Source organism: Caballeronia sp. J97, assembly GCF_905220305.1.
Lineage (GTDB): Bacteria > Pseudomonadota > Gammaproteobacteria > Burkholderiales > Burkholderiaceae > Caballeronia.
On the sequence record NZ_CAJMZL010000016.1, the window covers coordinates 133,758 to 158,811 of the forward strand.

The 25,054-nt window shown below is 64.7% G+C and carries 25 protein-coding genes and 1 pseudogene; 17 read left to right on the forward strand and 9 right to left on the reverse strand.

The genetic code is table 11. The features are described 5' to 3' along the window. Positions 1 to 20: 20 nt before the first annotated feature. Positions 21 to 1,575: pseudogene (locus U4Y90_RS20945) on the reverse strand (MFS transporter). Next, positions 1,572 to 2,078 (reverse strand): MerR family transcriptional regulator, encoded by a 507-nt coding sequence (locus U4Y90_RS20950; protein ID WP_321797347.1) that lies wholly within the window; start codon positions 2,076 to 2,078, stop codon positions 1,572 to 1,574. The pseudogene U4Y90_RS20945 and the gene U4Y90_RS20950 overlap by 4 nt, the downstream one beginning before the upstream one ends. A 172-nt stretch (positions 2,079 to 2,250) precedes the next feature. On the opposite strand from U4Y90_RS20950, the gene pssA reads away from it, so the two are divergent. Next, positions 2,251 to 2,865 carry a CDP-diacylglycerol--serine O-phosphatidyltransferase gene (gene pssA, locus U4Y90_RS20955; RefSeq protein WP_033535860.1) on the forward strand — a complete coding sequence of 205 codons (615 nt, stop codon included), beginning with the start codon at positions 2,251 to 2,253 and terminating at the stop codon, positions 2,863 to 2,865. A gap of 12 nt (positions 2,866 to 2,877) precedes the next feature. On the opposite strand, the gene U4Y90_RS20960 is transcribed toward pssA, so the two are convergent. After that, on the reverse strand, positions 2,878 to 4,101 hold the full coding sequence (locus U4Y90_RS20960) for an MFS transporter (protein ID WP_321797349.1): 1,224 nt from the start codon (positions 4,099 to 4,101) through the stop codon (positions 2,878 to 2,880). Positions 4,102 to 4,315: 214 nt separating this feature from the next. Between U4Y90_RS20960 and U4Y90_RS20965 the strand changes: the two genes are divergently transcribed. From U4Y90_RS20965 to U4Y90_RS20975, 3 genes are all read left to right on the forward strand, one after another. Continuing rightward, the gene (locus tag U4Y90_RS20965; RefSeq protein ID WP_321797350.1) at positions 4,316 to 4,696 is read left to right on the forward strand and encodes a response regulator transcription factor; all 381 of its coding nucleotides are present in this window, start codon (positions 4,316 to 4,318) and stop codon (positions 4,694 to 4,696) included. Positions 4,697 to 4,780: 84 nt separating this feature from the next. Beyond that, on the forward strand, positions 4,781 to 6,634 hold the full coding sequence (locus U4Y90_RS20970) for an ATP-binding protein (protein WP_321797392.1): 1,854 nt from the start codon (positions 4,781 to 4,783) through the stop codon (positions 6,632 to 6,634). Next, positions 6,624 to 7,295, forward strand: coding sequence for a response regulator transcription factor (locus tag U4Y90_RS20975; RefSeq protein WP_321797352.1), 672 nt, complete (start codon positions 6,624 to 6,626; stop codon positions 7,293 to 7,295). Before U4Y90_RS20970 ends, U4Y90_RS20975 begins: the two co-directional genes overlap by 11 nt. Here U4Y90_RS20975 and U4Y90_RS20980 read toward each other — a convergent pair. Further along, on the reverse strand, positions 7,292 to 7,480 hold the full coding sequence (locus U4Y90_RS20980; RefSeq protein ID WP_321797353.1) for a hypothetical protein: 189 nt from the start codon (positions 7,478 to 7,480) through the stop codon (positions 7,292 to 7,294). The two genes, U4Y90_RS20975 and U4Y90_RS20980, sit on opposite strands and share 4 nt — an antisense overlap. Positions 7,481 to 7,812: 332 nt before the next feature. Between U4Y90_RS20980 and U4Y90_RS20985 the strand changes: the two genes are divergently transcribed. Genes U4Y90_RS20985 through U4Y90_RS21000 form a run of 4 tightly spaced genes read left to right on the forward strand, consistent with a single transcriptional unit; the run spans position 7,813 to position 12,085 of the window. Further along, positions 7,813 to 8,715: a DUF3034 family protein gene (locus U4Y90_RS20985; protein WP_321797354.1), complete on the forward strand. Its 903-nt coding sequence runs from the start codon at positions 7,813 to 7,815 to the stop codon at positions 8,713 to 8,715. A gap of 2 nt (positions 8,716 to 8,717) precedes the next feature. Beyond that, on the forward strand, positions 8,718 to 9,137 hold the full coding sequence (locus U4Y90_RS20990) for a group 1 truncated hemoglobin (RefSeq protein ID WP_321797355.1): 420 nt from the start codon (positions 8,718 to 8,720) through the stop codon (positions 9,135 to 9,137). Next, positions 9,134 to 9,730 carry a methylamine utilization protein gene (locus U4Y90_RS20995; RefSeq protein WP_321797356.1) on the forward strand — a complete coding sequence of 199 codons (597 nt, stop codon included), beginning with the start codon at positions 9,134 to 9,136 and terminating at the stop codon, positions 9,728 to 9,730. Before U4Y90_RS20990 ends, U4Y90_RS20995 begins: the two co-directional genes overlap by 4 nt. 12 nt (positions 9,731 to 9,742) lie before the next feature. Beyond that, positions 9,743 to 12,085: an EAL domain-containing protein gene (locus U4Y90_RS21000; protein ID WP_321797357.1), complete on the forward strand. Its 2,343-nt coding sequence runs from the start codon at positions 9,743 to 9,745 to the stop codon at positions 12,083 to 12,085. 6 nt (positions 12,086 to 12,091) lie between these two features. Here the strand turns inward: U4Y90_RS21000 and U4Y90_RS21005 are convergent, their stop codons facing one another. Further along, entirely contained in the window at positions 12,092 to 13,666 is a 1,575-nt protein-coding gene (locus U4Y90_RS21005; protein WP_321797358.1) for a diguanylate cyclase domain-containing protein, read from the reverse strand. A gap of 395 nt (positions 13,667 to 14,061) precedes the next feature. Here U4Y90_RS21005 and U4Y90_RS21010 point away from each other — a divergent pair, with 395 nt between their 5' ends. The 3 genes from U4Y90_RS21010 to aroQ all read left to right on the forward strand — a co-directional run bounded on the left by U4Y90_RS21010 (position 14,062) and on the right by aroQ (position 17,117). After that, positions 14,062 to 15,480, forward strand: a complete 1,419-nt coding sequence (locus tag U4Y90_RS21010) for an MFS transporter (protein ID WP_321797360.1) — start codon at positions 14,062 to 14,064, stop codon at positions 15,478 to 15,480. Between the two features lie 95 nt (positions 15,481 to 15,575). Then, positions 15,576 to 16,634: a Gfo/Idh/MocA family oxidoreductase gene (locus tag U4Y90_RS21015; RefSeq protein WP_321797362.1), complete on the forward strand. Its 1,059-nt coding sequence runs from the start codon at positions 15,576 to 15,578 to the stop codon at positions 16,632 to 16,634. Between the two features lie 36 nt (positions 16,635 to 16,670). Continuing rightward, positions 16,671 to 17,117: a type II 3-dehydroquinate dehydratase gene (aroQ, locus tag U4Y90_RS21020; RefSeq protein ID WP_321797364.1), complete on the forward strand. Its 447-nt coding sequence runs from the start codon at positions 16,671 to 16,673 to the stop codon at positions 17,115 to 17,117. A gap of 71 nt (positions 17,118 to 17,188) precedes the next feature. Here aroQ and U4Y90_RS21025 read toward each other — a convergent pair whose 3' ends face one another. Together U4Y90_RS21025 and U4Y90_RS21030 are read right to left on the reverse strand one after the other, a co-directional pair. Then, positions 17,189 to 17,341 (reverse strand): hypothetical protein, encoded by a 153-nt coding sequence (locus U4Y90_RS21025; RefSeq protein ID WP_321797394.1) that lies wholly within the window; start codon positions 17,339 to 17,341, stop codon positions 17,189 to 17,191. An 88-nt stretch (positions 17,342 to 17,429) separates the two neighbouring features. After that, entirely contained in the window at positions 17,430 to 17,984 is a 555-nt protein-coding gene (locus tag U4Y90_RS21030) for a hypothetical protein (protein WP_321797365.1), read from the reverse strand. 50 nt (positions 17,985 to 18,034) lie between these two features. Between U4Y90_RS21030 and U4Y90_RS21035 the strand changes: the two genes are divergently transcribed. Both U4Y90_RS21035 and U4Y90_RS21040 read left to right on the forward strand, forming a co-directional pair. Next, the gene (locus tag U4Y90_RS21035) at positions 18,035 to 19,435 is read left to right on the forward strand and encodes an amino acid permease (RefSeq protein WP_321797367.1); all 1,401 of its coding nucleotides are present in this window, start codon (positions 18,035 to 18,037) and stop codon (positions 19,433 to 19,435) included. 23 nt (positions 19,436 to 19,458) lie between these two features. After that, positions 19,459 to 20,658, forward strand: coding sequence for an amino acid aminotransferase (locus tag U4Y90_RS21040; protein ID WP_321797369.1), 1,200 nt, complete (start codon positions 19,459 to 19,461; stop codon positions 20,656 to 20,658). A 15-nt stretch (positions 20,659 to 20,673) separates the two neighbouring features. On the opposite strand, the gene U4Y90_RS21045 is transcribed toward U4Y90_RS21040, so the two are convergent. Then, entirely contained in the window at positions 20,674 to 21,054 is a 381-nt protein-coding gene (locus U4Y90_RS21045; protein ID WP_321797371.1) for a hypothetical protein, read from the reverse strand. A gap of 126 nt (positions 21,055 to 21,180) precedes the next feature. On the opposite strand from U4Y90_RS21045, the gene U4Y90_RS21050 reads away from it, so the two are divergent. The 3 genes from U4Y90_RS21050 to U4Y90_RS21060 all read left to right on the forward strand — a co-directional run bounded on the left by U4Y90_RS21050 (position 21,181) and on the right by U4Y90_RS21060 (position 24,535). Then, the gene (locus U4Y90_RS21050; protein WP_321797373.1) at positions 21,181 to 21,429 is read left to right on the forward strand and encodes a hypothetical protein; all 249 of its coding nucleotides are present in this window, start codon (positions 21,181 to 21,183) and stop codon (positions 21,427 to 21,429) included. 54 nt (positions 21,430 to 21,483) lie between these two features. Further along, positions 21,484 to 21,807 carry a hypothetical protein gene (locus U4Y90_RS21055; protein ID WP_321797374.1) on the forward strand — a complete coding sequence of 108 codons (324 nt, stop codon included), beginning with the start codon at positions 21,484 to 21,486 and terminating at the stop codon, positions 21,805 to 21,807. 172 nt (positions 21,808 to 21,979) lie between these two features. Further along, the gene (locus tag U4Y90_RS21060; protein ID WP_321797376.1) at positions 21,980 to 24,535 is read left to right on the forward strand and encodes a glucose/quinate/shikimate family membrane-bound PQQ-dependent dehydrogenase; all 2,556 of its coding nucleotides are present in this window, start codon (positions 21,980 to 21,982) and stop codon (positions 24,533 to 24,535) included. Positions 24,536 to 24,576: 41 nt separating this feature from the next. On the opposite strand, the gene U4Y90_RS21065 is transcribed toward U4Y90_RS21060, so the two are convergent. Further along, positions 24,577 to 24,699 carry a hypothetical protein gene (locus tag U4Y90_RS21065; RefSeq protein WP_279616393.1) on the reverse strand — a complete coding sequence of 41 codons (123 nt, stop codon included), beginning with the start codon at positions 24,697 to 24,699 and terminating at the stop codon, positions 24,577 to 24,579. Positions 24,700 to 24,843: 144 nt separating this feature from the next. On the opposite strand from U4Y90_RS21065, the gene U4Y90_RS21070 reads away from it, so the two are divergent. Next, the coding region (locus U4Y90_RS21070) for a hypothetical protein (protein ID WP_415749390.1) at positions 24,844 to 25,054 on the forward strand (211 nt) is incomplete at its 3' end.

The window sequence follows — 25,054 nt, forward strand, 5'->3', positions numbered from 1 at the left end:
TTGTTTCGCTCTGAGACGGATCAATCGATTCGCGTTTGCCATGCCGCGATCACGCTCGCGCACAGTGCGACACCGATGATGTAGTAGAAGCCATCCAGCGAACTCAGGAAGTTCGCCTGCTGCGTGACGACATGGCCGATCTGCGCGAGCGCCAGGCTTTTCGCTTCGGCGGCGCCGTGGCCCATGCGCTCGAACGCGCCGAGCAGGCTTTCGTACACGCTCTGAAAGTTCCGGTCGTACGGATTGACCGTTTCGACGAGCCGCGTCTGATGCAGCGCGACCCGATGCTGTTCGAGGATGATGATCGTCGCCGTCGAGAACGAGTAGGTCAGTTGCTTGACGATGTTCTTGAAGCGATAACCGTGGCTGTATTCATCGATCGCGAACACGCGGAATGTCAGGTTCGCCACCGGCAGCGCGATGAAGAGCAGCAGCATGCCGCGCAGCACCATCGGCGCGATGAGCCACGGCATGCTGACATCGGGCGGCATGTTGACCATCCACGTGCCGATCGACGCGGCCAGCAGAAAGCCGGTCATGATCAGCCACTTCTTGTGCCGGATGCGCGCCGCGTAGCGGAAATAGACGACCGCCATCGCGAGCGAGACCATCGACGTGAAGCCGACGAGCCGCCCCGCGTTCTCCACCGGATAACCGAGGCCGCCTTCGAGCAGGCGCGAGACGAGAAAGCTCATCGCGTTGTTGATGTAATAGAACGCGATGTACAGCGCGATGCCCACCTGGAACGTCTTCTCGCGCAGCGCATGCAGGCGCAGCAAGGGCTTCGGATGATGCCACTGATGCCACACGAACCAGCCGAGCGACAGCAGCGCGGCGACCGTCAGCACGATCAGTTCGGGCGATGTGCTGAAGAGCTCGAAACGCACTTGCTGCATGACGATCTGCAGCGCGCCCTGCGCGAACGCGAAGATGATGTACGGCCAGAAGTGCGCGTCGCCGCGCGCTTCCGGATGCACGCGGCCCGTCGACGGCACGGCGACGAACGCGAGCACGCCAAGCGCGACGCCCGCGAACGCCGTGCAGGAAAAAAGCGCGCGCCAGCCGAGCGATGCGACCAGATAGCCGCCGCACAAAGGCGCGAGCGCGGTGCCGAGCAGGATCATGTTGAGAAAGCGGCGCGTCGCGGCGGGACGCGTCTGCGGCGTGAATCGCGTCTGAATGAGGATGCGCGCGGCGCTCATCATCGGGCCGATGAAGTAGCCCTGAAAGCCGCGTGCGAGCGCCAGCTCGATAGCCGTCGGAAAACGTCGCCGCCACCGCGCCCGCCGCGAACAGGAACAGGCATCCGGCGATATAGCGCCGGTTGCCGAGCCGCTCGATCCACCATTGCTGCTGCAGGATGCCGAGCACGGAAGCCACCGCATACGCGCTCGATGCCCAGACGAGTTCATCGGACGATGCATTGATGCCGCCCGCGATATAGCTCGTGAAGAACGAAAAGACGGAGTTGTCGAAATAGTCGAGACCCGTGGCGAGCGCGATGGCCCACGGAAACAGATCGCCGAGCACACGCTCCGCAACCCGCCGTTGTTGCCGATACGACGCTTGCATCATTCGTCACCGTTTTCGGCGCCTTTCGCCCTGCGTGGTTTGCGTGCGGCCATGCGTTCCTGCAGCAGGGCTTCCTTGCTCTCGCCCGCGATTCTGCGCCGCAAGTAATCGAGATCGCTCGCGAGTTCGCTGCGCACCGCCTGCGCTTCCTTCAATTCGCGCCGCACGGCGGCGATGCGCGCATCCACCGAGTCGATCTGCTGCGACAGCGCGGCTTCGATTTCCCGCAACGATGACGCCGAATAGCCGGTGCGGCCTTCGCCGAGCGTTTCCATCGGCCGCTTCAGCATTTCGACGATGCCCTCCAGCGAGAACCCGAGCGAGCGCAGGCGCAGGATGCGCGCGAAGCGCTCCAGGTCCTGCTCGCTGTACAGCCGGTAGCGGCCTTCGCTGCGCGATGGCGTCACGAGGCCGCGCTCCTCGTAATACTTGAGCGTGCGCGGCGTGACTTGCAGGCGCTCGGCGGCGTCGCGGATGGTGAGGCGCGCGGGCTTGTTCGCGGACATGGCGGCATCGGAAGTGTCGGGTCGATGCCGCGCATTATAACGCAAACCTGTACGTTCGCGTATAGGTTAGGCGGGCATGCGGAGTGCTAAGAAACGGGGGCGCGATGATAGACTTGAAAGCTTGGCGGCGCTGGCAAGCGGCGCTGCCCGAACGTCACGAAAACAGAAACGAATGAAAGCCAAACGATTCTCGATGATCCGCGACTTCCACCTGGCCGACTGGTTCACGCTGGGCAACGCGGTGTGCGGCACGGGCGCGCTTTTCTCGTCGATGTCGTATCTCGACGACTCCGACGTGCTGCATATCTATCTCGCGTGTGCGCTCGTGTTCGCAGCGCTCGTTTTCGACGTGCTCGACGGCCGCATCGCACGCTGGCGTCAGAAGGCGTCGCTTCTGGGCAAGGAGCTCGATTCCCTCGCCGACGTGATCTCCTTCGGCGTCGCGCCGGCGATCATCGGCTATGGCTTCGGAATGCGCGGGCTGTATGACCGCGTGATACTGGCGTATTTCGTCGCGTGCGGCGTGTCGCGCCTCGCGCGCTACAACGTGACGACCGAGGAAATGTCCGGCGCCAGCGGCAAGGTCACGCATTTCGAAGGCACGCCGATTCCCACGTCGTTTCTCATCGTGCTGCTGCTCACGATCGGCGCGTGGTCGGGCGCGATCGGCGAGAGCATGTGGCTCGGCACGGTGCGTCTCGGCGGCTTCACGCTGCATCCGCTCGTGCTGATCTACGCGATTTCCGGCTCGCTGATGATCAGCCGCATCCGCATTCCGAAGCCGTGACCCACTGCGGTCTCACCCTTGCGTATAAGTTCGGGCCGAGTGATGGCGTCCGATCAGAAGAAAATGCGCCAGCGCGATGAGCGGGAAACACGTCGCGACGCTCGCGACGAGCGTCCATCCGCCGTGCTCGTAGAGCGGGCTCGCGAACGCTGAACCGAATGCGCCGCCCACGAAGATGCTCGTCATGTACACCGCGTTCAGCCGGTTGCGGCTCGCGGCGTGCAGCGCGTAGATCTCGCGCTGGCCGAGCACCATGTTCATCTGCACCGCGAAGTCGAGCACGATGCCCGTGACGACCAGCGCGCCGACGCCCCACGCCGGATGAATCACGACCGGCAGATACGCGATGGCCGCGAGAATCAGCGCGATGAAGGTCGCGCGCACGGTGTGGCCCGCGTCGGCGAGACGCCCGGCGATCGGCGCGGACGTGGCGCCCGTCGCGCCGATGAGCGCGAAGATGCCGATCGCCGTCTGCGTCAGACCGTAATGCCGCGTCAGCTCGACAGGAATGCCGGTCCAGAACAGACTGAACGACGCGAACATCAGCGCCTGATACAGCGAGCGATGACGCAGCACGGGCATCGTGCGCACGAGATGGCCGAGCGAGCCGATGAGCTGGAAATACGTCGCCTGATGATTCGGCTGACGGCTCGGAATCGTGAACGCGAGCACGGTGGTGATGCCGATCATCAGCACGGCGGCGGCCCCGAACATCGCGCGCCAGCCGAAGTGGCCCGCGACGAGGCTCGATATCGGCCGCGACAGCAGTATGCCGAGCAGCAGTCCGCTCATGATCGTGCCGACCACCTTGCCGCGCGATTCGTCCGGCGCGAAATGCGCGGCGAGCGGAATCAGGATCTGCACCGCCACCGACGAAAAGCCGATCAACAGCGAGATCACGAGAAACCAGCCGGGCGTGTGCGTGAACGTGGCGGCGGTGAGACTCGCGATCGACACGAGCGCGGTCGCGATCATGAGCTTGCGGTTTTCGAGCAGATCGCCGAGCGGCACGATAAAGAACAGCCCGAGCGCATAGCCGATCTGCGTGAGCGACACGATCAGGCTCGCCGTGCCGCCGGCCATGTGCAGATCGGGCGCGATGAGTTCGGTGATCGGCTGCGCGTAATACAGATTCGCGACGATCGCGCCGCAGCAGAACGAGAAGAGCGCGATCAGGCCGCGCGTGAGCTCGACATGCTTCCCGTTGCCGAGCGCGGTCGATGTTGGAGTCGACATGTGAGATCCTGGAGTGGCAGAACGGGACTATACGGCGTCGGCGCGCATCGCGCTCGATACGCCTTCAGGCGGTTTCATCATATGAAAGCGGACGCTTCAAACCTATACGTACATATGATGTCGCTGCCTGCGCCCCGTGCGTAAGATGACTTCCATCGAGGCGGTGGACCAGTCCCATGCCCGCCGACATTCACGCACGGTCAGGACAACGCCCTTGCAATCGCCTTCCAGAGTTTCCGTGATCGACGATGACGAATCCGTCCGCGTCGCTTCCTCCAGCCTGTTGCGCTCGCTTGGCTGGGAAGTCAGCCTGTATCCGTCGGCGGAGTCGTTTCTCGACGCCGATCCGCTCGACGGCCTCGCGTGCATCATCACCGATCTCCACATGCCCGGCATGTCCGGCCTGCAACTCCAGCAACGTTTGCAGGCGCTGAAACCGGGCGTGCCGATCATGTTCATCACTGCGTTCGCGTCCGATGCCGCCCGTCGTCAGGCGCTCGATGGCGGCGCGGTCTGCTTTCTCAGCAAGCCGGTCGACGGAACCGCCGTCGCCGATTGTCTGGAGCGCATCCGGCAAGGCTTTTTGAAAGGCTAGAATGCTTCGCGTAATGTGGCCGGCGGGCGCGCGAGCCGCGATCTTTCCAACGAACGTCTTTTTTCGAACGTCGATGACCACGTGATGGAGACCTTCCAGAGCGCGCCGCGCGCGGTGCGCCACGATACCCGCATCATATGGATGCTCGCGGCGTCCATTGCGCTCGCGGTGTTCCTCATCGACGCGCTCACGCCGCTCGATATTGCCATCGCGGTGCTGTATGTCGTCGTCGTGCTGCTCGTCGCGTCGACGGGCAATCGCGCCGCGACCGTCGCGACCGCGTGGGGCTGCGTCATCCTCACGCTCGTCGGCTTCATCCTCTCGCACGACGAGAACGTGTCGGGCGGCGCGCTCGCGCGCTGCGCGGTGAGCCTGCTCGCGATCGGCACCACCGCCATTCTCTCGCTGCGCAATCAAGCCACGACGACCAAGGCACAGGAGCAGCTCGAACTTCTGAATCTCGCGCACGATGCGATCGTCGCGCACGACATGAACGATCGCATCACGTTCTGGAATCGCGGCGCCGAAGCGCTCTACGGCTACCCGGCGCACGAAGCGATCGGCCAGCCGATCCATCGCATGACGCAATCGAACTCGCCCGTGCCGCACGCGCAGATCCGCGCGCAGCTTTTGCGCTCGGGCCGCTGGGACGGCGAGATCACGCGCGTGCGCCATGACGGCGGCGAGATCGTCATCGCGAGCCGCGCGGCCTTGCTGCGCGACGCGAAAGGCATGCCGCGCGCGGTGCTCGCGACCAGCAACGACATCACGCAGCGCAAGCGCATGGAAGCCGAACTGCAGCGTCAGCGCGACGCGCTCAAGCGCAGCGAAGCGTTTCTGCTCGACGCGCAGCGGCTGTCGCTCACCGGCAGCATCGCGACGCGCCTGCCCGCCGGCACGATGTGGTGGTCCGACGAGGCGTATCGCATCTTCGACTATCCGCGCGATCTGACTCCTTCCATCGACGCGATCGTCGCGCGCACGCATCCCGATGATGTGGCGATCGTGCGCGGCGCGCATGAAACGGCGCTCGACGGCGCGGGCGAGATCGACGTCGAGCATCGACTGCTGTTGCCGGACGGCTCGGTCAAGCATGTGCATTTCGTCGCGCATCGGGCATCGGGCGAAAACGATGACGGCGACGAATACGTCGGCGCGCTGATGGACGTCACCGAAACCAAGCGCGCGCAGGAAGCGCTCGCGCGCTCGACCGCCGAGCTCGCGCACGTGACGCGCGTGACGATGCTGGGCGAGCTGGCCGCGTCGATCGCGCACGAAGTCACGCAGCCGATGGCCGCGATCGTCACGAGCGGTGACGCCGGCTTGCGCTGGCTCAATCGCGCGCAGCCGGAGATCGCGGAGGCGCAGCAGTCGATCGCGCAGATGATTCGCGACGCGCGGCGCGCGAGCGAGGTCATCGCACGCATTCGCGCGATGGCGAGGAAGCGCGACAGCCAGCCCGCGACGCTCGACGTGAACGAGATCGTCGGCGAGACGATCGAGCTCGTGCGGCGCGAGCTGGCGCGTCATCGCGTGGACGTGCGCACCGAGCTCGCGACGCCGTCGCCGACCGCGCGCTGCGATCGCGTGCAATTGCAGCAGGTGCTCATCAATCTGATCATGAACGCCGCGCAGGCGATGTCGGGCGTCACCGGAGCGCGCGTGTTGCGCGTCGCGACGGGCGCGAGCGATGGCGATCCCGGTTACGCGCAGATCACCGTGCAGGATTCCGGCACCGGTATCAGCGAAGAGAACGCGCGGCGTCTCTTCGACGCGTTCTTCACGACGAAGGCCGAAGGCATGGGCATGGGCTTGTCGATTTGCCGTTCGATCATCGAGGCGCACGGCGGCAGGATATGGGCGGAATCGCCCGACGAAGGCGGCGCGCGCTTGCGCTTCGTGCTGCCCGCACACGAAGGGGGAGACGATGAGCATTGACAGGGACGCGGACACGAAGACGAACGGCGCGATGGTCTATGTGGTCGACGACGACGAATCGATGCGCGATGCGCTGCGCATGCTGCTGCGCTCGGTCGGCCTCGACGTGATGACGTTCGCGTCCGCGCACGAGTTCCTCGCGTACGACATGCCCGAAGTGCCGAGCTGCCTGATTCTCGACGTGCGGCTGAAAGGGCAGAGCGGCCTCGCCGTGCAGGAGCAGATGGCCGCGAGCCAGCTCGGCCTGCCGATCGTCTTCATGACGGCGCACGGCGATATCGCGATGACCGTGAAGGCGATGAAAGCCGGCGCGAAGGATTTCCTCGCCAAGCCGTTCCGCGATCAGGACATGCTCGATGCCGTCGCGCAGGCGCTGCAAGCCGATGAGGAACGCCGCGCGGCGAGCCGCTCGGTGGCGGACTTGCGCCGCGCGTACGAATCGCTGACGCCGCGCGAGCGCGAGGTGATGGCGTTCGTCGTGTCGGGTCTGATGAACAAGCAGATCGCCGCGGAGATGAACCTGAGCGAGATCACGGTGAAGATCCATCGCGGCCAGGCGATGAAGAAGATGGCGGCGCGTTCGCTCGCCGATCTCGTGCTGAAGGCCGAAGCGCTCGGCGTGAAGATGCCGCAAGGGGCATCCACGCCGCCGCGCGCCTAGCGGTTTTGCGTCGTCGAAGACGCGGCTTCTTCCTCCAGCGCGATGCGCTCCAGCGGCAACTCCGTGTCACGGCTCACACGATGAAGCGCGCTCCAGTCATGCGGCGCGCTGAACGAATACCACGTCCCGAACGCCAGCACGGCGGCGCAACCCGATAGCAGCCTGCGTGTCGATGAATCGTTCATGTTGCGCTCCCGTGCGTGACCATGACATCAGCTTAGGGACGCGCGCGAGCGCTGACCATTCTACGAACGGCTCGGCGCGACTATACGAACGTTTCATCCGTCAGACGCGGCCCGCGGCCCGTGGTCCGCTCGCGCCGCTCAGGCATCTCGTCCCGTAATTACTTACGAACGGCCGTCAAGTTCGTCTCGGAGCCGCCGTTTACAGGTAGATGAAAACGCGCGTCGGTTCCGGCGCGCAGCCTTCCCGAAAGCGCCTGGTTCGCCGCGACACGATCGTGCATTCCCGAGGTGGCATTGGGGGAAATCCGACAACCCGTTCGAATCGTTTTCGCATGCGTTTGCCCTACACAAAGGCGCGCCTCGCCGGTCTGACGCTGGCGTCGCTCGTTTCGTTTTCGTCGTCCGCCTTCGCCGACGATCCGCCCGTCGTGCCGCTCACCGGCGGCAAGCTGCTGCTGACGGGCGGCGTATCGGAAGTCGAAGGCGCGGCCGGCGGCGGCCTGACCCCGTGGGCCGTGATCGGCGGCTACGGCACCGCGAGCCAGCTCGGCGCGAATGCGCACGGCACCTATATCCGCACGCAGGATTACGCACTCGGCACGTGGGGCTTGACCGTGGGTGTCGCGAATCGCGTGGAGCTGTCGCTCGCGCGTCAAAGCTTCGATACACGCGATGTCGGCGCGCAGCTCGGCCTCGGCGAGAACTTCAGGTTCAACCAGAACGTCTTCGGCGTGAAGGTTCGTCTGCTCGGCGACGCCGTGCTCGATCAGGACACGTGGATGCCGCAGATCGCGGCCGGCCTGCAGTTCAAGCACAACGAAGAGGGCGATATCGTGAAGGCGATCGGCGCCGCGAGCAATTCCGGCACCGATTTCTATCTCTCCGCGACCAAGCTGCTGCTCGCGCAAAGCCTTTTGCTCAACGGCACGCTGCGTTTCACGAAGGCGAACCAGTTCGGTTTGCTCGGCTTCGGCGGCGACAAGTCTAATGCCTATCACGCGGAGTTCGAGTCGTCGGTGGCGTATCTGCTGTCGAAGAACGTCGCGATCGGCGGGGAATATCGCATGAAGCCGAACAATCTCTCGTTCGCGCGCGAGCAGGACGCCTACGACGCGTTCGTCGCGTGGGCGCCGAACAAGCATGTGTCGCTGACGGCGGCATATGTCGCGCTCGGCGATATCGCGACCGTGAAGAATCAGCGCGGCCTCTACGTTTCCTTGCAGGCGGGGTTCTGACGATGAAAATCCGCCATGCCGCGCTGCTGGTGCTCATGCTCGCCTGCGCCGCCGCGCACGCCGACGACGCGCTCTACCGTCAGTTCGGGGAAAAGGAAGGGCTGACGAAAATCGTCGACGACATGTACGACTACGTGCTCGCCGATCCGCGCACCGCGCCCTATTTCGACAACGCGCCCGTGAAGCGCATCAAGCAGAAGCTCGTCGAGCAGTTCTGCGTGCTGCTCGACGGTCCCTGCGTCTACACCGGCCGGCCGATGCGGCGCGCGCACGAAGGTCAGAACATCGACCGCGCCGCGTTCAACGCGCTCGTCGAAGACCTGCAGGCCGCGATGGACAAGAACGGCGTGCCGTTTCACGCACAGAACAAACTGCTGGCGAAGCTCGCGCCGATGTATCGCGACGTCCAGGATCGCGAATGAACATGTTCAAATTTCTTCTTGCATTGCTCGCTTCTGGCGCCACGCTCGCCCACGCCGCGAACGTGCGCGTGCAAGTGGTCGATCAGGCCGGCGCGCCCGTCTCCGATGCCATCGTCTACGCGCTGCCGGTGAACGACAAGCTGCCCGCGACGAAGCCCGCGCCCGCCGTCATCGACCAGATCAAGCGCCGCTTCGTGCCGATGGTGTCCGTCGTGCAGACGGGCGCGTCGGTGACGTTCCCGAACAAGGACAACATCGAGCACGACGTCTATTCGTTCTCGCCGCCCAGGCGCTTCGAGCTGAACCTGTATCACGGCATTCCCGCGAATCCGGTCGTGTTCGACAAGCCCGGTCTCGTCGTGATGGGCTGCAATATTCACGACGCGATGGTCGCGTACCTGCTGATCGTCGACACGCCGTGGTTCGCGAAGACCGATGCGAGCGGCGTCGCGACCATCGAGAATCTGCCCGCCGAGTCGTACAAGGTGGTCGCGTGGCATTTTCGCCAGAGCGATCCGAACGCGCAGCCGACGCAGAAGGTCGGCGCGGACGGCGCGGCGAAGTTCGCGCTGCAACTGAAACCGGCCGAATAGGACGCCCGCGCCATGCTTCTGCACAGCCTGCGCGCGCGCATCGCGCTCGTGTTCGTCGTCCTGATGCTCGTCGCGCAGGCCGCGGCGTTCCTCGTCATCAACTCGGTGATTCTGAAGAACGCGCATCGCAACGCCGAAGAGCAACTGTCGGTGGCCGAGCGCGTGTTCGCGCAGGTCTTGCGCGGCAACAGCGAGCAGTTGACGCAGGCGGCGAGCGTGGTCGCCCTCGACTTCGGCTTTCGCGAGGCGGTCGCGACGCACGACGGCAAGACGGTCGTGTCCGCGCTGCAGAATCACGGCGACCGGGTCCGCGCGGATGTCGTGATGCTCGTCGATCTCGACGGCAAGCTGATCGCCGACAGCGCCGGCGTCGGTCACGAAGGCATGGCTTTTCCGTTTCCGAAGCTCATCAAGACCGTCGCCAAGAAGGGCGATGCGTCATCGTTCGGCATGATCGGACCGCGCGCCTATCAGCTGGTCGCGGTGCCGGTGAAGGCGCCGATCACGATCGCGTGGGTCGTGATGGGCTTCGCGATCGACGACACGCTCGCCCGCGCGATGAGCTCGCTCACTTCGCTCGACGTGTCGTTCCTCACGGTGGACGACAAGGGCAACCGGGGCGTGCTCGCGAGCTCGCTGCCGCGCGACGCGCGCGGCGCGCTCGAGGACCAGGCGGCACTCGACGCAGACGGCTACGTGACGCGCGTCATGCGATTGCACTCCGAAGGCCGCACGGTCGCCGTGCTGCTCGCGCGCTCGCTCGACGATGCGCTCGCGCCGTTCCATCGCGTGCAGTCGACGCTCTTGCTGATCACGCTGGCCGGCGTGCTCGTGTCGATCGTCGGCAGCGTGCTCACGGCGCGCTCGGTCACGCGTCCCATCGCGGCGCTCGCGCAGTTCTCGAAGCGCATCGGGCAGGGCGACTATGCCGCGCCGATCGAGATTCGCGAGGACGGCGAGATCGGCGAGCTGGTGCGCGCGTTCAGTCAGATGCAGGACGGCATCTCGGAGCGCGAGAAGCGCATCACGGAACTCGCGTACATGGACCGGCTGACCGGACTGCCCAATCGCGCGCTCTTCAACGACCGGCTGCAGCAGGCGATCGTCGCCGCGACGGGCGCCGATCATCCGCTCTGCGTGATGATGATGGACCTCGATCGCTTCAAGTACGTGAACGACACGCTCGGGCATCCGATCGGCGACATGCTGCTGTGCGAAGTGGCGAAGCGCCTGAGCGCGGCGCTGCAGCGTCAGTCCGATACGGTCGCGCGTCTGGGCGGCGACGAGTTCGCCGTGCTTCTGCCGGCGGACGATCTGGCCTCCGCGCGTCTTCTGGCCGCCCGCATGCTGCGCGCGCTGGAAGAGCCGATCACGATCGAAGGGCAGCTCGTCGACGTGGGCGCGAGCATCGGCATCGTCGCGTTTCCGCAGAACGGCACGGACATGAACGTGCTCTTGCGCCGCGCCGATATCGCGATGTACGTGGCGAAGCGCTCGAACCTCGGCTTCGCGGTCTACGACGAACGTCACGACGAAAACGGCGCCGAGCGTCTTTCGCTGATGAGCGAGCTGCGTCAGGCCGTCGAGCACGACCAGTTGACGCTCCACTATCAGCCGAAGGTCGATCTCGCGACACATCGCGTGAAGTATGTCGAGGCACTCGTGCGCTGGGAACATCCGACGCGCGGCTTCGTCGCGCCCGACCAGTTCATTCCGTTCGCGGAGCAGACGGGCTACATCAAGACGATTTCGCGCTGGGTCGCCGACAAGGCGATCGGGCAGTGCGCCGCGTGGCGCAGACAGGGCATCGAGCTCGCCGTGTCGGTGAACGTGTCGGCGCGCGAGCTGATCCAGTCGTCGCTGCCGGAAATCTTTCAGGGCCTGCTCGACAGGCACGGCGTCGCGCCGGAATGGATCTGGATCGAGATCACCGAGAGCGCGATCATGGACGACCCGAATCACGCGATCGAAACGCTCGACCGGCTTCATGCGCTCGGCATTCGTCTGTCCATCGACGATTTCGGCACGGGCTATTCGTCGCTGTCGTATCTGAAGCGCATGCCGGTCGACGAGCTGAAAATCGACAAGTCGTTCGTGATGGGCATGTCGCAGCACAAGGACGACGAGACGATCGTGCGCTCGACGATCGATCTCGGGCACAACATGGGATTGAAGGTCGTCGCGGAAGGCGTGGAAAACGAGGAAATGCTGGAGCGGCTCAGAACGCTGCGCTGCGATCTGGCGCAGGGCTATCACCTGAGCCGGCCGCTGCCGCCCGCGAAGCTCGAAGCGTGGCTCGACGTGTGGCGTACGACGAACGAGAAGGCATCGATCGCCGGGCCGCAGGACGCATAGCGGCGTCTACCAGGCGCGGCCGCGCTCGGCGGTCGCGGCGACGGCGCGATCTTCGCTCGTGACCGTGTCGCCGTCGCCATCGGCGAACCGGTACGTGCCGCGCTCCTGCGATTTCGCTTCGTACAGCGCGGCATCGGCGCGTTTCAACGCGCTTTCGAACACTTCGCCGGGACGCGCGAGCGCAATGCCGACGCTCACGCCCACGCGCACCGTCTGCCCGCTCACGAGCGCGTACGGCGCGGACAGCTCGTGGATGATCTTGCGCGCGAAAACGGCATTCGACGCGTCCGCGATATACGTCGCGACGATCGCGAATTCGTCACCGCCCAGGCGCGCGGCCAGCTCGCCGCGACGCATGACGTTGCGCAGGCGGTCGGCGACGAGCTTCAGCAATTCATCGCCCGCATTGTGGCCGTGGGTATCGTTCACGCGCTTGAAGCCGTCGAGATCGACATACAGCACCATCACTTTTTCGCGGCCCGCGCCGCTTGCCATCAGGCGTTCGGCGTGATCGCCGAGATAGCGCCGGTTCGGCAGGCCCGTGAGCGAATCGTGATGCGCCCAGTGCAGAATTTTCGCCTCGGCTTTGCGCCGCTCCGTGACGTCCTCGATGATGATCACCGCGCTGCCGTCGGGCACCGGATTGCGGCTCAACTCGAGATGCCGGCCGTCGCGCAGCGGCAGGTCGAGCGGCCGGTTCCCCTGCTCGAGCCATTGCAGGCAGCGCTCGGAGAACTGCGCGCGCAGCGTCTCGCCGAACTTCGCGAGCCCGACATAGCCGATGAATTCCGGCAGCGAAACGTTCAGCCGCAGCATTTCGACGGTCGCACCGAACAACTCCGCCGCCTTGCGATTGGCGATCACCACCTTGCCCGACGCATCCACGGTGCAGAGGCCGTGCGGCATATGCGCGAGCGCCGCGTCGAAGCGCGCGGCGATTTCGGCATGGCTCTGCTCGGCCGTCATCAGCGCGACGAGGCCGCGGTAGTGGCGCTGCACCACCGCGCACATCGCGCCGATATAGAGAAAGAGCGGCGGCACGAGAATCCAGTAGCCCGCCGGCCCGAACAGTCCGCCGACGCCGATCGGCAGTGCGCCGAGGCATACCTGCGCGATCGCCAGATGCGGCGTGCCCGCGTTGCGCGACGCGATGCCGCCGAGCAGCCCCGCCGTCACCATGATCGCAAGCGACGCGAGCACGGCATCGCCGGACAACACGCAGGCCATCGTGCCGAGACCGGTCACGAGACAGGTCAGAAGCCCGAACGGCGCATAGCGCGCGGCCCACGGACCAGGATGCGGCGCGATCGGGCGGGAGCGCGCACGATAGCGGCACACGATCGACAGACGCACGCCGATCAAAAGGGCGTCGGCGGCGACCCAGAGCATCGTCCAGAGCGCCTGCTGGCGTCCGAGCGCGATTATTGCTACGAAGGCACCGGCGATCCCGGAAAGCAGCAGCGGATGGACGTCGTCGACGAGCGTCGACAGAAGCGATGCGCGAATGGCGTCCGTGATGCGCCCGTCCTCTGTCGCCGGCGTGGCCAGAATCGAATCGATCAAGGACGGATTGCCTGACATACGGAAGACTGGGCCAGCGAGAGGACGAAGAAAAGTGCAGCGGCGATGTCGTCACCGCTGGTAGTCGTGTATACGGCCGGCGCTGCACGTTCTTTAGGCAAGGTATGGATGGGCCTCGATCGGCGCGCCGGGCGATTATTCGCTCTCAGCGCATTCTGACTTTCCTTCCGGCTGGATTATGTTTTCGCGCGTGCATAGTAATTTAACGCCCAAGCCGTTTGTTTCGCGGCGCACGCGCGGGTTTTGCCTCATCGAAAGCTTTCGTTTCAGAGACGATCATGACTGGATGTCCTGTGCGCGATGCGCGGAGGCGTTGTCGGTGAGGAAATGAAAGAAGCAGCTTCGTCGTAGAGATGGCCACAGAAACCGTCGGGCGATTCAAAAAAGGAGACGTCATGGACACGAACTCTCTCTCACCCGGTGCACAAGGCGGGTCGCACGCCGAGCACCACAAGCAGACGAAGAAGGCCACCGCGAGCGGCTGGATAGGCTCCGCGCTCGAGTATTACGACTTCTTCATCTACGCGCAGGCCGCCGCGTTGATCTTCCCCCAGCTTTTCTTTCCGTCGGGTAATCCGAAAGTGGCGATCGTCGCGTCGCTCGCGACCTACGGCGTCGGCTACGTCGCCCGGCCGATCGGCGCGTTCGTGCTCGGTCACTGGGGCGACACGCACGGCCGCAAGACCGTGCTCGTGCTGTGCATGTTCCTGATGGGCTTCTCGACGATGGCCGTCGGCCTCCTGCCGACGTATCACAGCGTCGGCATGCTCGCGCCGGCGCTGCTCGTGATCCTGCGCCTGGTGCAGGGCTTCGCGGTGGCGGGCGAAATTTCAGGCGCGAGCTCGATGATCCTCGAACACTCGCCGTTCGGGCGGCGCGGCTATTTCGCGAGCTTCACGCTGCAAGGCGTGCAGGCCGGGCAGATTCTCGCCGCCGCCGTGTTCCTGCCGCTCGCGTACTACATGCCGGAGGACTCGTTCAATTCCTGGGGCTGGCGCATTCCGTTCCTGCTTTCGGCGATCGTGCTGGTTGCGGGCTACATCATCCGGCGCGAAGTGCACGAGACGCCCGCCTTCGAAAAGGAAGGCGAAAAGGGCGCCGTGCCACGCTCGCCGATCGTCGATGCCTTCAAGTACAACCTCGGCGACATGATCCGCGTCGTCTGCATGGCGCTGATGAACGTGATTCCCGTGGTCGCGACCATTTTCGGCGCGGCCTATGCGGTGCAGGCGGCCTACGGCATCGGCTTTCACAAGAGCGTGTATCTGTGGATTCCGGTCGTCGGCAATATTCTGGCCGTGGTGGTGATTCCGATCGTCGGCAATCTCTCCGACAGGATCGGGCGCAAGCCGCCGATCATCGTCGGCGCGATCGCCTCGGGCCTGCTGTCGTATCTGTATCTCTACGCGATCAGCATTCACAACGTCGGCATGGCGATCGTCGCGTCGCTGCTGATGTGGGGCATCGTCTATCAAGGCTATAACGCGATCTTCCCGAGCTTCTATCCCGAGCTTTTCCCGACGCGCACGCGCGTGTCCGCGATGGCGATCTCGCAGAACGTCGGCACGACGATCACGGCGCTCCTGCCCGCGCTCTTCGCCACCGTCGCCCCGCCGGGATCGACGAACATCCCGTTCACGATCGGCTCGATCGCGCTCGCCGTCACCATCATCTCCGCCATCGCCGCGTGGAGCGCGCGGGAGACGTATCGCATACCGCTCAGCCAGCTCGGCGAACCGGATGCGCGGCCGGTCGAAAAGTCGGAGTACGACCGCCTGCGCGCGGAATCGGTTGCAAACGCGCGCGCTTCCTAGTTCATTTCCCTCGATTGCTTTCCTCACGGCGGCGCGCGACCCGCGCCGTCCGCGTGCCCTCGCGCGCGCATTTTTTCTCAACCCGGTGAATTCAAGTGAACACAGACTCAGGCAAGACGTGTATCGCAGTGGCGGGTGCGGGCTATATCGGACAGGCGCACATGGACGTCGCACAGGCGAGCGCGACCTGCGCGCTTTCCGCCATCGTCGATCCGGCGCCGGCCGCCGTCGCGATCGCGGAAAAGGCGGGCGTGCCGCTCTACAGAACGCTCGATGAATTGCTCGCGAAGGATCGTCCGGACGGCATCGTGCTCGCGACGCCGAACCAGTTGCACGTCGAGCATGCACGTATCTGTCTTGCGGCCGGCGTGCCGATTCTGCTGGAAAAACCGATCGCGCCGACCGTGGAGGAAGCGCAGGCGCTCGTCGACGAAGCCGGGCGCGCTGGCGTCGAGGTGCTGATCGGCCATCATCGCGCGCACAGCCCGATCATGGCGCGCGCGAAGCAGGTGATCGACGAAGGGCGTCTCGGCAAGCTCGTCGCCGTGATGGGCAGCGCGGTGTTCTTCAAGCCCGACGAGTATTACGCCGGTGCGCCGTGGCGGCGCGAGCCGGGCGGCGGCCCGATCCTGCTCAACATGATCCACGAGGTGCACAATCTGCGCATGCTGTGCGGCGACATCGTCGCGGTGCAGGCGTTCGCTTCGCAGGCGACGCGCGGCTTTCCCGTCGAGGACACGGTGGCGATCAATCTGCGCTTCGCGAGCGGCGCGCTCGGCACGTTCATGCTCTCCGACACGGCCGCGTGCCCGCGCAGCTGGGAGCAGACCTCGCAGGAGAACAAGGCGTACTCGACCTATCCCGACGAAGACTGCTACGTGATCGCGGGCACCTTCGGCTCGCTTTCCGTGCCGACGATGCGCCTCAAGTCCTATGCGAAGGCGGAAGACCGCTCGTGGTGGAAGCCGTTCGAGGAAAGCATCGTGACGATGCAGCGCGACGATCCGCTCGCGCATCAGATGGAACATTTCGGGCGTGTGGTGCGCGGGGAGGCCAAGCCTATTGTCAGCGCGCGCGACGGGCTGCAAAATTTGCGGATCACCGAGGCCATCGCGCTCGCCGCCACGAGCGGCAAGATCGTCGAGACCGCCTGAACCTTTTCAATTCCCCTTCCAGTTCAAGGACATCACATGGCAAAGATCCTGACGCTGCACGGCGTCAACCTCAACATGTTCGGCAAGCGCGACCCGAAGCAGTACGGCACGGCGACGCTCGCGCAAATCGACGAGCAAATGGCCGCGCTGGGCAAGGAGCTCGGCGTGGAGGTGGAGTGCTACCAGACCAACATCGAAGGCGAAATGTGCTCGCGCATTCATCGCGCGTTCGAGGAAAAGGTCGACGCGATCGTGATCAACGCGGGCGCGTGGACGCACTACAGCTATGCGATTCGCGACGCGCTCGCCATTCTGAACGCGCCGATCATCGAAGTGCACATGTCGCATGTGCATGCGCGGGAAGAGTTCCGCCACAAGTCGGTGTTCGCGGAAATCGCCAGGGGGCAGATTTCCGGCTTCGGCGTCGATAGCTACCTGCTGGGCTTGCGCGCAGCGGTCGCCGCGATCAACGCGGGCAAGTAAGGCGGGAAACGAACTGCGTTCCGATGACTTGCGGGCGAGGCGTGTGGGTGCGCCTCGCCGGGGTCATCGGGTCAGACCGGGTGGCTGAAATCCTTCGAAGCGTGCGCAGCCGGTTCACGATCGCTCTGCGTGCGCGACGGTTCCTGATCGCGTTGCGCCGCACCGCGGATGAACAGCACCGCGCCGACCGCGCACACACCCCAGACCGCGGCGATGATCGTCAAGTAACTCATTTCCCATTCCCCCGATGCTCCGAGCGCGGGCGGCTCATGCCGTCACCGCCGCTCTCCCTCTGTTGGCCCTGTTGGTCCGTTACGCCGGCGACGCGGGCAGCGTCAGCAGGCGTCCGATCAGCTTTTGCGCGAGCGCATGCTGCTCGGTAATGGTCACTGCATCTTCGTCGGTGGCGTCGCGCTCGCCGCGCAGCTTCCCGGCGAGGCGCATGATGTTGTCCGACACCGACTGCAGCGCGTGCAGCAACTCGGCTTGCGTTACCGCCGCGCTGTCCTGCGATTCTTCAGTGAAACACGCTGCCGTACGATGCGGCTTGGCGTTTCCTTCCATCGTCTGATACATGGCGACCCCGTCGTGAGTGGATGATGCGATTCTCCCGCCGACGCGTCCCGGGCAATCCTCCGAACAACCCCTGATTCCGGCCTCAATTCGTTTGTTGTGCGGATTGGAAGATCGGTACGCGGCTGCGGTAAGTCCGCCCATCAAGGCTTCGCGGGTCGCCGGGCGGTAAAATCGCAGATCCGTCCACAGATAATCGGCTCTTTTTGCTGCGGCCTGTGGGGTCATCCGCACGAAAAAACAACAGTTTTTACCCAAAAGACATAGCCAAAAATCGTACGAAACGGCAGGCATTCGTCCGTTCATCCGAGCGCGGTAACTTTTGCGGTACAGCAGGCATCGACATGGTTTCTGGCAACACGAACGAAGCACCCCGGCACGAAACACTCAAGCGCGGACTCAAGAGCCGCCACATCCAGCTGATCGCGCTCGGCGGCGCGATCGGCACCGGCCTTTTTCTCGGCGTCGCGCAAACGATCAAACTCGCCGGGCCGTCCGTGCTGCTCGGCTATGCGATCGCCGGGCTGATGGCGTTTTTCATCATGCGGCAGCTCGGCGAGATGATCGTCGACGAGCCGGTCGCCGGCTCCTTCAGCCATTTCGCCGACAAATACTGGGGACACGCGGCCGGCTTCATCTCCGGCTGGAATTACTGGGCGATCTACATCCTGGTGAGCATGGCGGAGCTTTCGGCCATCGGCATCTACATGCAGTACTGGTGGCCGGGGCTGCCGACGTGGATATCGGCGCTCGCGTGCTTCATGATCGTCAACGCGATCAACCTGACGAGCGTGAAGTCCTACGGCGAAACGGAGTTCTGGTTCGCGATCGTGAAAGTGGCGGCGATCGTCGGGATGATCCTGTTCGGCGGCTATCTGCTCATGTCGGGCAAGGCGGGGCCGGAAGCGAGCGTCACGAACCTGTGGCGGCTCGGCGGCTTCTTTCCGTACGGCGTGCACGGACTCGTGATGTCGATGGCCGTGATCATGTTCTCGTTCGGCGGGCTGGAGCTCGTCGGCATCACGGCGGCGGAAGCGGAAGATCCGGCGCGCAGCATTCCGCGCGCGACCAATCAGGTCATCTATCGCATTCTCATTTTTTATGTCGGCGCGCTCGCCGTGCTGTTGTCGCTCTATCCGTGGGACAAGGTCGCGACCGGCGGCAGCCCGTTCGTGCTGATTTTCCGCGAGATGAACAGCGCGCTCGTCGCGAACGTGCTCAACGTGATCGTGCTGACCGCCGCGCTGTCCGTGTACAACAGCGGCGTCTATGCGAACAGCCGCATGCTCTACGGGCTCGCCCGGCAAGGCAACGCGCCGCGCGCGCTGCTCAACGTGAACGCGCGCGGCATTCCGCTCGCGGCGCTGGCGGTGTCGGCGCTGGTGACGGCGGCGTGCGTCGTGATCAACTATGTGATGCCGGGACGCGCGTTCGGCCTGCTGATGGGCCTCGCGGTGTCCGCGCTCGTCATCAACTGGGCGATGATCAGCATCATCCACCTCATGTTCCGCCGGCAAAAGCGCGCGAACGCCGAAGCGACGTCGTTTCCGAGCTTCGCCCATCCGTTTTCGAACTACATCGTGCTCGCGTTTCTCGCGGGCATCGTCTGGGTCATGTACGAAAATGCCGATCTGCGCCTGTCCGTGTACCTGATTCCCGTCTGGCTGGCCGTTCTCGGAATCGGCTACTATCTCAAAAAAAGGGGCGCTGACGCACGGCGCGCCGATCGCCTGCAATCCCGCTGATCTCTCGTCCTCATATCATCACCATGTTCGAACATATCGATGCCTATCCCGGCGACCCGATCCTGTCGCTGAACGAAAACTTCCAGAAGGACCCGCGCACCAACAAGGTCAACCTGAGCATCGGCATTTACTTCGACGACGAAGGCCGCCTGCCCGTGATGCAGGCGGTGCGCGAAGCCGAACTGTCGATTCTGAAAGATCTCGGCCCGAAGCCTTATCTGCCGATGGCGGGTTTCGCGCACTATCGCGACGCCGTGCAGGCGCTCGTGTTCGGCAGCGACAGCCCGGCGCGCGCCGATGGCCGCATCGCGAGCGTGCAGACGCTCGGCGGTTCGGGCGCGCTGAAAGTGGGCGCGGATTTCATCAAGCGCTATTTCCCGAAATCGCAGGTCTGGGTGAGCGATCCGACGTGGGAAAACCATCGTTTCATCTTCGAGCGCGCGGGCTTCGAGGTGAACACGTACCCGTATTACGACGAAGCCACCGGCGGCCTGCGCTTCGACGCGATGCTCGAAGCCATCGACAAGCTGCCCGCGAAGAGCGTCGTCCTGCTGCACGCGTGCTGCCATAACCCGACCGGCGTCGATCTCGATCAGGCGCAATGGGTGAAGATCATCGACGTGCTGCAACAGCGCGATCTGCTGCCGTTCGTCGACATGGCGTATCAGGGCTTCGGCTCCGGCCTCGACGACGACGCGTTCGCCGTGCGCGAACTCGCGCGCCGTGGCGTGCCGGCGTTCATCGCCAATTCGTTCTCGAAGAATTTCTCGTTGTACGGCGAGCGCTGCGGCGGCCTGCACGTGATCTGCGACGATGCCGGGGAAGCCGATCGCGTGCTCGGCCAGTTGACGAGCGCGGTGCGCGCGAACTACAGCAATCCGCCGACGCACGGCGCGAAGATCGTCACGCATGTGCTGAACACGCCCGAGTTGAAGCAGTCGTGGGAGAAGGAGCTTGCGTCGATGTGCCAGCGCATCGCGCGCATGCGCCAGGCGATTCACGACGGCCTGAAGGATCACGTGCACGGCGAAATGCTCACGCGCTACATCAAGCAGCGCGGCATGTTCACCTACACGGGTCTCGTCGCGGATCAGGCGGACCGCCTCAAGGAGGAGTTCGGCGTGTATATCCTGCGCTCGGGCCGCATGTGCGTCGCGGGTCTGAACGAGGGCAACGTGCAGATCGTCGCCGATGCCATCGGCCACGTGCTCGCGGCGAAGTAAGCGTCGAGTGCAACGCTAAAACGCGGGACAGGAAAGCACTTTCTGCGGCGGCAGAGTGCCCGGCCCCGCGTCGACCTTCGTGCCGCGCGGCGGCGTCAGGATGAGGCGCACGCTCGTCGCGCTTTCATTCGCGAGCACGTAGACATCGCCGCTTCCTTCCGGCTGCCAGTACACGCGATACACCTCGCCGTCCTTGTAGACATGCAGCGCGCCGTGCCGCACGGCGCCGCCTCGCCAGAAATTCACGCTTTCCCCTTCGCGTAGCGCGATCATGCCGTCCTGCCCGTTCGTTGCGCTTTCGAGCGTGCCGCAGACCGCGTCGTCGGCATGCGCGTGCGCGCAGACGGCGAGCGTTGCGAGCGCGCTTGCCAAAAACGTGATCGATGCGCGTTTCATCGTCGTTCGACTCCTCTTGAAGACATGGCGCGTGCGCCGTCCCGCGCTCGTCGCAAGATATGCGCCGACGTTCCTCTGTGCGTGTGCTACTTTGAATGAAAGCAGCCTTCGACCGTGGAGGGGCTCATGACTGTCATCGCACCGGACGAAAGAGCGGATTTCCTTGCGATTCTCGCGCGGCATCGGCTCGAAGAGAGCGATTTTCTCGTGCAGGAAGGCGGTGCGTCCGATGTCGTGGACGATGTCTATCCGTTGCAGGGCGTAGTCACCATCACGCGACGTTCCACGTTGAAGGAACGCGAATACCGCATCGGGCACGGCACGGAATGGACCGCCGCGTTCGAGAAGGATTTGAACAAGGGCGTGTTCAATTGAACGAGCACGCCGCATGCAGGTTTTTTCACGCACTTTTTTAAAGCGGAGCAGGCGATGAGACCGACCGAATTCAAATCGTTCAAGGCGCATGTCGCAATGCTGCTGCGCGACCTGCCGCGCGGCGTGACGGCCGATCTGACCGATGTCGCGGTCGCGTACTGGAACGGCACGCAAGTGGTCGGCGCGTATCTGCGCGACGACGGCCGCATCGACGAGGATTTCGATTTCGACGAAAACGCGTGGGGCAACTGGGGCGACGAATTCCTGACATGGTTCGATGCACCGCGTTTCTCCGAACGCGCCGACCTGAAGGCGGCGTTCGTTTCCGGCGTCATGCCCGCGAGCGCGGCCGGGGGACTCTGGCCGCGGCCGCTCTGATCCGGCAGGCGCGAACGCGCCTCTGTCGGAAAGTCATCTGTAAGCGTGTCCCGCACGCGTCATCCCTCCGCCGAACGGCACAGCGATTGCTCTCTTCCACGACGCGACCACGTCCGAACCACGACCGCGCGCCGGCCGTGTTCCGCCATTCATCGTCACGGAGGGTTTCAGCATGGCTGGCAACGGAAGACTCAATCCGCTCACGTTCTTCACGGCCCTCGCGTTCATCGTCATCGGCGTGTTGCTTGCGGCGGGCGGCGCTTATCTCGTCGCGCTGAAAGGATCGTGGTACTACGTGATCGCGGGGGCGGCCATTGTTTTGACCGGGCTGCTGCTGCTGATCCGGCGGCGTTCCGCGCTCGTGCTTTTCGCGCTGGTTCTGTTCGGCTCGACGATCTGGGCCGTCTTCGAAGTGCATTTCGACTTCTGGCAACTGATGCCGCGCCTGTGGATCTGGGTGCTGCTCGCCATCTGGCTGTTGATTCCCTTCGTGCATCGCGGCGCGCTGTTCGGGCCGCCGGCGACCGCGCGCGCGGCGCGCACGCCGCTCGCCGCCGCGATCGTTCTCGCGTTGCTGCTCGGCGCCGGCACTTATTTCAACGATCCGCATGACCGGCCGGGACGTATCGACGTGAATGTCGCCGCCGATGCCAATCAGCCCGACAGCAACGCCGCGACCGGCCGCGCGCCGGGCGACTGGATCGACTATGGCGGTTCGCCGCTCGCGCAGCGCTACGTGCCGCTCACCCAGATCACGCCGGAGAACGCGCATCAACTGAAAGTCGTGTGGACGTATCGCACCGGCGACATGCCCGGCGCCGACGACCCGACCGAAACCACGGACGAGAACACGCCGCTCAAGGTCGGCGACACGATCTTCCTGTGCACGGCGCACAGCAAGGTGATCGCGCTGGATGCCGCGAGCGGCAAGGAGAAGTGGCGCTACGACCCGCAGATTCAGAGTCCGATCGGGTTTAAGCACTGGGAGCATATGACCTGCCGGGGCGTCGCTTATTACGACGCGGCGATGCATCCGATGCCCGCCGCTGCCGCCGCCGTTTCCGACGCGGCTTCCGACGTCGCATCCGCTTCAGCGCCGGCCGAGGCGAGCGCGCCGGCTGCGTCGTCGGACGCGCAAGTGCAGGCTGCGTCCGCGCCGTCCGAGGCTTCGGCGCCAGTGCAGACGCCCGTACAAACGCCCGCGCAGACCACCGCGCAGGCCGAGTGCCCGCGGCGCCTCTTCTTGCCCACCGCCGATGCCCGCCTGATCGCACTCGACGCGGAAACCGGCAAGCCGTGCATGGGCTTCGGCAAGGACGGCGCGATCGATTTGCGCGCGAACATCGGCCCGTTCACGCCGGGCGGCTACTACTCGACGTCGCCGCCGGCGGTGTTCCGCAACCTCGTGATCGTCGGCGGCCACGTGACCGACAACGAATCGAACAACGAGCCGTCGGGCGTGATCCGCGCATTCGACGTCAACGACGGCCACCTCGTCTGGAACTGGGACCCGGGCAAGCCGGACGCCACCGAGCCGATCGCGCCGGGGGGCACCTACGTGCGCAACTCGCCGAACATGTGGTCGATGTTCAGCGTCGACGAGAAGCGCGGCATGATCTATTTGCCGATGGGCAATCAAACGCCGGACCAGTGGGGCGGCCAACGCACGCCGCAAGCGGAGAAGTTCGCCGCGGGCCTCGTCGCCCTCGATGCGGCGACGGGCAAGCTGCGCTGGAACTATCAGTTCACGCACCACGATCTGTGGGATATGGACGTCGGCGGCCAGCCGACGCTCGTCGATCTGCAGACGGCGCAGGGCACGCAGCCGGCAGTGATCGCATCGACGAAGCAGGGCAGCATCTATGTGCTGAATCGCGAAACCGGTCAGCCGATCGTGCCGATCAGCGAGGTCGCGGTGCCGGGCGGCGCGGCGAAGGGCGATCACACGGCGCCGACGCAGGCGGTCTCCGCGCTCAACTTCAACCCGCCGCGCGTGAAGGAAGCGGACATGTGGGGCACGACGCCGTTCGATCAGCTCTGGTGCCGCATCAAGTTCAGGAGCCTGCGCTACGACGGGCCGTTCACGCCGCCGTCCGAGCAGGGGACGCTGGTGTTCCCGGGCAACTTCGGCGTGTTCGACTGGGGCGGCATTTCGGTCGATCCGGTGCGGCAGATTCTGATCGCGAATCCCGACTACATGGCGTTCACGTCGAAGCTGATTCCGCGCGAAAAGATTCCGGAGGAAAACGGCGAGAAGAAGGGCAGCGAGACGAGCGGCATCAAGCTCGCGCGGGGCACGCCTTTCGGCTATGAGATCAGCGCGTTTCTCTCACCGCTCGGGATTCCTTGCCAGGCGCCGCCATGGGGCTACATGGCGGGCGTGGATCTGCGCACGAACAAGATCGCGTGGATGCACAAGAACGGCACGATCGTCGACAGCGCGCCCTTGCCCATTCCGATGCCGCTCGGCGTGCCGAGCCTCGGCGGGACGATCGTGACGGCGGGCGGTGTCGCGTTCCTGACGGGTACGCTGGACCAGTACGTGCGTGCGTACGACGTGCGCGATGGCAAGAAGCTGTGGGAGGCGCGACTGCCCGCAGGCGGTCAGGCCACGCCGATGAGCTACGCCGATGCGAGCGGCAAGCAATATGTGCTCGTGACGGCGGGCGGTCATGGCTCGCTCGGCACGAAAGCAGGCGACTACGTGATCGCCTACACGTTGCAATAAATGTCGTAAGCGGCGCGGGAATTTTCACCCGCGCCCGTGCGTTACGTTCGACGATAGGCTTCCGCCATCAGCGCGCTGACCTTGGCGCGCGTCGCGAGGGCGTTGCGCACCGTGGCGACGATGAAAGAAACGAGGGCGATCGGCGTGGCGGCAATGATTCCCATGGTGGACTCCGTACTAGGGTAACTAACTAGGTAATAACCCTAGGTTAGCACACTATGACGCGTTGCAACAAATTTATCTTGAGAAATTGACTGTACGCGAGAGCGAATCGCCGGGTTGTTCCGACCCTCCGAAGGAGGATGCACATGGACACGCATGTTCCGGTTCGCGCCGTCGCACTCGGCGCGCTAGCGCTTGTCGCGGCGATTGTCGTCGCGTGCAGCGGCGGCTCCGGCGATAATTCCGCCGCTGGAGCAAGCGGCAGCGCACCGGCGGCCGCGTCGAATCCTTCAGGAGCGTCGGCGCCGGCGGCTGCGTCGAGTCCGTCGGGTGCATCGGCGCCGGCAGCCGCACGTC